The sequence below is a fragment of the Caballeronia udeis genome, assembly GCF_001544555.2.
Classification (GTDB): Bacteria; Pseudomonadota; Gammaproteobacteria; order Burkholderiales; family Burkholderiaceae; genus Caballeronia; species Caballeronia udeis.
In genome coordinates, this window is the sequence record NZ_FCOK02000101.1 from 23,242 (window position 1) to 29,409 (window position 6,168).

General features: G+C 58.5%; 7 protein-coding genes, 1 tRNA gene and 2 pseudogenes. 6 read left to right on the plus strand and 4 right to left on the minus strand.

Annotation, left to right across the window (positions count from 1 at the left end; genetic code table 11):
* The first annotated feature begins 258 nt into the window (after positions 1-258).
* The 4 genes and pseudogenes from AWB69_RS40525 to AWB69_RS50500 form a co-directional block, all read left to right on the plus strand.
* Positions 259-885 carry a TetR/AcrR family transcriptional regulator gene (locus tag AWB69_RS40525; RefSeq protein WP_062092398.1) on the plus strand — a complete coding sequence of 209 codons (627 nt, stop codon included), beginning with the start codon at positions 259-261 and terminating at the stop codon, positions 883-885.
* 193 nt (positions 886-1,078) lie between these two features.
* A tRNA-Leu gene (locus tag AWB69_RS40530) sits at positions 1,079-1,163 on the plus strand.
* A 151-nt stretch (positions 1,164-1,314) separates the two neighbouring features.
* Positions 1,315-1,590 carry an Arm DNA-binding domain-containing protein gene (locus tag AWB69_RS49995; protein WP_231937393.1) on the plus strand — a complete coding sequence of 92 codons (276 nt, stop codon included), beginning with the start codon at positions 1,315-1,317 and terminating at the stop codon, positions 1,588-1,590.
* Positions 1,591-1,692: 102 nt separating this feature from the next.
* Positions 1,693-2,226: pseudogene (locus AWB69_RS50500) on the plus strand (tyrosine-type recombinase/integrase); the annotation flags it as partial.
* A 114-nt stretch (positions 2,227-2,340) separates the two neighbouring features.
* On the opposite strand, the gene AWB69_RS46490 reads toward AWB69_RS50500, so the two are convergent.
* A complete protein-coding gene (locus AWB69_RS46490) occupies positions 2,341-3,312 on the minus strand; it encodes a LysR family transcriptional regulator (protein WP_075644076.1) in 972 nt (323 codons plus the stop codon).
* Positions 3,313-3,481: 169 nt separating this feature from the next.
* Between AWB69_RS46490 and AWB69_RS40545 the strand changes: the two genes are divergently transcribed.
* A complete protein-coding gene (locus AWB69_RS40545; protein WP_062092400.1) occupies positions 3,482-4,465 on the plus strand; it encodes an aldo/keto reductase in 984 nt (327 codons plus the stop codon).
* A gap of 326 nt (positions 4,466-4,791) precedes the next feature.
* Here AWB69_RS40545 and AWB69_RS46495 read toward each other — a convergent pair whose 3' ends face one another.
* Together AWB69_RS46495 and AWB69_RS40550 are read right to left on the minus strand one after the other, a co-directional pair.
* Positions 4,792-4,947, minus strand: a complete 156-nt coding sequence (locus AWB69_RS46495; protein ID WP_082913811.1) for a nucleotidyltransferase family protein — start codon at positions 4,945-4,947, stop codon at positions 4,792-4,794.
* Entirely contained in the window at positions 4,935-5,294 is a 360-nt protein-coding gene (locus tag AWB69_RS40550; protein ID WP_062092401.1) for a hypothetical protein, read from the minus strand. The genes AWB69_RS46495 and AWB69_RS40550 overlap by 13 nt, the downstream gene beginning before the upstream one ends.
* 209 nt (positions 5,295-5,503) lie before the next feature.
* On the opposite strand from AWB69_RS40550, the gene AWB69_RS48375 reads away from it, so the two are divergent.
* Positions 5,504-5,647, plus strand: a complete 144-nt coding sequence (locus tag AWB69_RS48375; protein ID WP_156529149.1) for a hypothetical protein — start codon at positions 5,504-5,506, stop codon at positions 5,645-5,647.
* 227 nt (positions 5,648-5,874) lie between these two features.
* Here the strand turns inward: AWB69_RS48375 and AWB69_RS40555 are convergent.
* Positions 5,875-6,168 (minus strand): annotated as a pseudogene (locus AWB69_RS40555) (type II toxin-antitoxin system RelE/ParE family toxin); the annotation flags it as partial.

Here is a 6,168-nt window from a genome sequence, read left to right on the forward strand (position 1 = left end):
CGATTGTTTGAGGGGACGCGATCAAGATTATTCACTCTGTACACATGTGTCAAGTATCTCGACTACAATGAACATCAGGATGCCGGGTTGACCATTGCTGCGGGATTGCGCTGCGGGGTAGGAGACGAAGCAAGGAGAAAATAAAGGGCGAAAGCGCTTTGACCGATGCCGGTCCACACGCCAAAATGTCGTCGCTTTCGTGATGGGCTGTCGCTTTGCGGACTGGCGACCACGACTGTTTTAAGGAATTGTTTACCTATGGATCTACCGACTGCGGATGCCGGACGAGGGTCGCCCGAAGCGTGGCTCGAGGTCGCTTACGAAAGCCTGCGCGATGCCGGCGTCGATTCCGTGCGGATCCTTCCGTTGGCCAAGAAGCTGAATCTGTCCCGCACCAGTTTCTACTGGTTTTTCAAGGACCGCGAGGAGCTATTGGCTGCGTTGCTGGAGCGCTGGCGCGCCAAGAACACCGGCAACTGGGTCAGGCAGACCGAGGCCTATGCCGAAACAATCTGCGAAGCGGTTCTGAATGTGTTTGATTGCTGGCTCGATGACCGGATTTTCGACTCACGGTTTGAAGCGGCCATCCGGAGCTGGGCGCTGCAGTCCCCCGAGATTGCTGGCGAGATCCAGGTGGCGGATCAACTGCGCATTGCCGCGCTTACGCAATTGTTCGAGCGCTACGACTACGAGCCGATCTCCGCCGATGTCCGCGCCCGGGCCATTTACCTGACGCAGATGGGCTACATCTCGATGAAAAGCGAAGAGGTGCTATCTGTGCGCATGATGCGTATTGCCGAGTACGTCGAGGTCTTTACCGGGCGCCGGCCGGAAGAGCGTGAGCTCGACCGGTTTTTTACGCGGCATCACTACCGCGCGGCTTGAGCGGCTGCCAGCGGGTTGAGACCGCTGAATGTGCATGGCGAACTTGCTGGAAGGATTGATAGTCGCATCCGGATCGACGTCGAAAACGCTGAGATCAAACGCCGTTCCCTCCCCTTTCTTCGATCCATTTCTTAAGCGACCATTGACAGCTTCGAATCGTTCGCTAAAATAGCACTCTTCGCTGTATCGGTTGGCCCAGGTGGCGGAATTGGTAGACGCACATGGTTCAGGTCCATGCGCCGCAAGGTGTGGAGGTTCGAGTCCTCTCTTGGGCACCAACACGTAGTCCGGAGCAATCCGAAGAAGTCCGAAAAGCCCCGTAAAGTCTCGTACCTACGGGGTTTTTTGTCTTTTACGTTCCGACGTGGTCCAGTAACATCCGGCGTTTTTACGTATACTGGTTCGTATACCGGTTTCGAGGGCAACGCTATGCCCAGATACGTCGAACCGAAGTCGGAATTGGCGTTTCGCAATGCCAAAACAGGGCCGAAGCCCTACCTCCTGTCGGATGGCCAAGGCCTTTCCCTACGCATACGTCCGAACGGCGTCAAGACTTGGCTACTTCGATATCGCCGTCCTGGCACCGGGAAAGAAAACTTCCTGAGCCTTGGCCCCTACCCCGACGTCAGTTTGATCGAAGCTCGGCGGCGTGCCGCCAGCGCTCGCGATCTCGTGCGCGAGGGCACCGATCCGGTCGAACAATGACGTGCCGATGTTGCCGCGCGAAAACGCGCTGCCGACGGAACTTTCCATCTCGTCGCCAGCGCGTGGCTAGATTTCAAGCGTAAAGAATCGGCAGATGAGACGTACCGCAAAGCCGAATTTGTCCTGCGCGAGTATTTGACGCCAGCGCTACGTAACAAATCGATTTCGACGTTGCCCACCGCGCAGGTCAAGCCCGTTCTCGAGATGATCGCGGCGAAAGCACCCAACCTCGCATCGAAGGCGCGTCAATACGTTGGCGGGATCGTCAGTTACGCCATCCACAATGACCTGCGCGAAGACGGATTACCGCTTGCGCTGAGGGGTGTTCTTCCGCAGTACAAGAAAGGCCACATCCCCGCGATCACGAAGCCGGCCGACATCGGCCCGCTCGTGAAGGCCATCAACGCTTACTCGTCCCCTATCACTCGCGCAGCGCTGAAGCTCGCGATGCTGACCGGGTTGCGACCCGGCGTCATTGCATCGGCCCCTCGGAGCGAAATCGATCTCGACGCAGCCGAGTGGCATATTCCCGGTGAACGCATGAAGATGCAGCATGACCACATCGTTCCACTTCCCCGGCAAGCGCTGCTTGTTTTGAACGAACTAAAAACAATAACGGGCGACAGCATCTATGTATTTCCGTCTCCCGTGCTGCGCGCCCTACAGTCCATTGCGATGACCGCTTCGCAGCCGAATTCGGTCGATCAGTCGGTAGGCGAACGATCCGAGCCGAACCGCATGCTGGGCGCGCTACCGCGCCCGGATGGCTCGCCTCAATCGCGAATTGAACTGCGCCAGCTCTTTGTCAGCGAGCACGTAGTCGCCGCAATCGTGCAGGCGGGCAATGGCGAGATCCAGGAACGCTCGGACTCTCTTGGGTTGAGCAGTTCGGTTTCCGTAGTAAACGTGCAAACTAAAGTACGTGCTCATATGCGGCAAGAGAACGGGAACCAGTCGTCCCGCGCGGATATGGCACGCAGCCGAGAGACTCGAGAGCTGCCCCATGACTTGCCCCGCGAGCACTGCTTGCACTTCCAGCTCTGAATCGTCCGTCGCGAACGCAGGGGACACCTGCCGACGTTCGAGCTTGCCATCCACGGTCAAGTACCAGGGCGCTACCTTGCCGGTGTCCGGATGCCGGAACACGCTGCAGCGGTGCGCCGCCAGGTCATCAACTGTCGATGGCGTTCCGTGCGCTTTGAGATAGTCGGGCGCAGCGCATACGATCATCTGGATCGGGAAAAGCTGCCGACCGATCACGCCCTCACCGGCCGACGCCCCAATCCTGAAACCGACATCGACGCGATCCAGTACCCAATTGCCGATACCGTCATCGAGCTGGACGTCCGGCTGGATACCGGGGTGCTCGCGGCAGAACTCGTCGAGCAGAGGCATGAGGAGCGCGGCGAACGACGATTTCGGTCCAACGATGCGCAGCGGGCCCGCGATTTCATCCTTGGACTCCCGTGCCAAGGCCACGGCCCTGTCCAATGCCGCCAGAGCGGGCTGGGTATTTTCCAGAAATCGTTGGCCCTCCTCGGTCAGAGCGAGGCTACGCGTCGTCCGATGCAACAGACGAACTCCTAGATGCAGTTCCAGTTGTGCGATGGTCTGACTGGCTGCCTGGGGTGTGACGCCTTGAGCCAGTGCAGCCTGCCGGATGCTGCCGAGTTCCACGGCTTTGGCGAACATCGCGATGGCCTTAAAGTCATTGACAGGCATGGTCAATTCTTCTGATGGAGCGCGAATAGAACGGTCTGACAGAGCGCCCAGTATCAAGCTAAAGTTGGTACTGGTACAAGATTTATTCTACTAGTCACTTGAAACCGAGACTCCTAAAGTTGCGGACATCGGGCCACTCGCCCACGTCGTCAACTGCAAGGAGCGCATCATGGATAAGCGGCAACTCGGCCGTTCTGGACTTGAGGTTTCAGCGCTTGGCCTGGGGTGCATGGGGTTGAGCTTCGGTTTCGGCCCGGCCACCAATCGATCAAAGGCTGTGGAGTTAATCCGGGCCGCCTTCGATCGGGGCGTGACCTTTTTCGATACCGCCGAGGTCTATGGGCCGTATCTCAACGAAGAGGTCGTTGGCGAGGCATTGGCGCCCGTCCGCGATCACGTAGTCATCGCGACCAAATTCGGCTTCACCTTCGGCGATGACGGAAAACAGCAAGTTCTGAGCAGCCGGCCGGACCATATCCGGTCGGCGGTCGAAGGGATGCTCAAGCGTCTCAAAACCGACGTGATCGACCTGCTTTACCAGCATCGCGTGGACCCAGAGGTGCCTATCGAGGACGTCGCCGGTACGGTGAAGGAACTCATCCAGGCAGGCAAGGTAAAGCACTTCGGCCTGTCAGAGGCTGGAGAGCAGACCATCCGGCGCGCGCATGCTGTGCAGCCCCTGGCGGCGCTTCAGAGTGAGTATTCAATGTGGTGGCGCGAGCCCGAGGAAAGGATCCTGCCTACGCTGGCGGAACTCGGCATCGGCTTCGTGCCGTTCAGCCCCCTCGGCAAGGGTTTTCTCACGGGCGCAATCGCCCAAAACGCGGTCTTTGGCAGCGACGACTTTCGAAGCAAGGTACCGCGCTTCACGCCCGAGGCACTTCAGGCAAATCAGCCACTTGTTGACGCGCTCGGGGCCATAGCCAGGAGCAAAGGTGCGACGCTAGCTCAGGTTGCACTCGCATGGCTGCTCGCCCAGAAGCCCTGGATCGTACCGATTCCCGGCACGACGAAGTTGCATCGCCTGGAGGAGAACCTTGGGTCGGCTGAAGTGGAACTGACCGAGACCGAGCTTCAGCACATCGACCAGGCGCTCGCGAACGTAGAGATTCACGGCGATCGTTACCCGGCCGCCCAGAAGGCTACCGCCTGATTCGACGAGCTGTCTGATGATGACATGATGGTCGTCGAAACGCTGGAGACGGGCACCAGCAGCTGCTTCTCGCATCGCGATCCGGGCGATCGTGAAGTGAATGAGCGAACGAAAGCCTGGCCTCTAACATGCAATCGGGATGATTATCAGGAAGATGCAAGACCTGAGCGGCTTTCGCGGGCCGAATGTTCGCGAAAGCACTCAAAGCCGACATTTCGAACTGGCAGAACGAAGGACTGTTCCTGGGCGGCAAGCGCCTGATGTGGGCGGCCCTATCCAACCCGCGACAGACAGGTCACCCCAACGCAGCCACTGAGGCGCTCACGTTATTCAGCCGGGAAAAAGGTTACCTGCGGCCAACGCTTTCGATATTGCTTCTGTTCAATACGATTCCGATAGGTGTCGATGCTGACGCGTGTAGGATTTCGACGCACGACCATAGAAAACAGATCGTCAAGGCCACACGGTGCTATGACATGAATCGTGTCGTCGGGGCGGAGAGCGAGCCGCCACCCAGCAGGCGTGTGCCGTCGCCTATGGTGATAGCGATTTCCGGCGCGTCAGCCTTGATTGTGAAGTCCCCTTCGTCGCCGATCTCGACGCCCTTGCCAATGGTGACCGAACCATCCCGAGCAACGATCGTGGTTCCTGAGAACAGGACTGTGCCTACTCCAATCTCAAGACGCCCCCCGCTTATCACTTGGGCGATAGTGCCGGGCCAGAGGATGACTCCGTTGCCCAACTCGGCAGTTTCTGAGACGAGAGTCGATAAAGGGTCGAGCGCCGTCACGCCACGTTCATTCAAGGCAAGCGTAGCCGCTACGCTCATGAACCCTTCTTATCGTCCGCGCGTGGACGGCGTCTTGGTTGCCGTTTCGTAAGAAGGCCTCATCCTTTCCCAATAAGGCGTTGCCGGCAGCTGACGTACATTTTCGTCCGAATCCTGAAGGCACCCCGAAACGAGCGCGAGAGGACGACATATAGTGGCCTCCGCCATGCCAATATCCTTAATGCGAACAGAGTATCCGTTCGATACTGGTGAATACGGGCATCCACAACGTCATGCAGCTACGTGCCGCGCTCACCGCACGCTCGATCGTGCTCGATCACGACATTTCGAGCAACGGATTAACCCGTCGGCGCTGGACCGAATTGCTCGTATGGATCGACCGGCAAGCCTAGACCATGCAGCGAGCAGCGATGCCGCCAAGGAACGGGCGAATCCGTACGCCAGACGTCCGGGCCCTACCGGGCGTGAGGCGTAGTGGAACGGAAAACAAGGCAGAATGAGGCCGTGCCGAGCTGCTGGGCGGACTCGGAATTAATTTTGCCGAAAACCGCCGGCTAAAGGTCCGGCTAAAGGTCGGCTTCTCGTTCAGGGGATATCCCGGCTGGGTTGCTCTGATGTCCTATTCTGTTTCCGGCGCATATCCCAGCTCTCGCTGGTGGCGAATGGACAGCAACAACACACGCGTGTCCGAGTGTGCGTACAAAATCAGATAGGAGCGCATGATGTATTCCCGCAGTTCAGGCAGGTTTGCTTCACTGGCCAGTCGCAGCACGCGTTCCAACCGGCTCTGACCCTCGACCGAATTCGCGGCAAGTACGCCTGCTGGACGGCCAATATTCGGATGGATTGCCACGAGATCGCCGAACCGGTAGATCTCGCTCATCAAGTCCTCCATCCTGCTTGCTGCTGAACT

Coding starts and splice junctions, on each gene's coding strand:
- AWB69_RS40525 (WP_062092398.1), top strand. CDS start 259: ATGGATCTACCGACTGCGGATGCCGGACGAGGGTCGCCCGAAGCGTGG.
- AWB69_RS49995 (WP_231937393.1), top strand. CDS start 1,315: ATGCCCAGATACGTCGAACCGAAGTCGGAATTGGCGTTTCGCAATGCC.
- AWB69_RS46490 (WP_075644076.1), bottom strand. CDS start 3,312: ATGCCTGTCAATGACTTTAAGGCCATCGCGATGTTCGCCAAAGCCGTG.
- AWB69_RS40545 (WP_062092400.1), top strand. CDS start 3,482: ATGGATAAGCGGCAACTCGGCCGTTCTGGACTTGAGGTTTCAGCGCTT.
- AWB69_RS40550 (WP_062092401.1), bottom strand. CDS start 5,294: ATGAGCGTAGCGGCTACGCTTGCCTTGAATGAACGTGGCGTGACGGCG.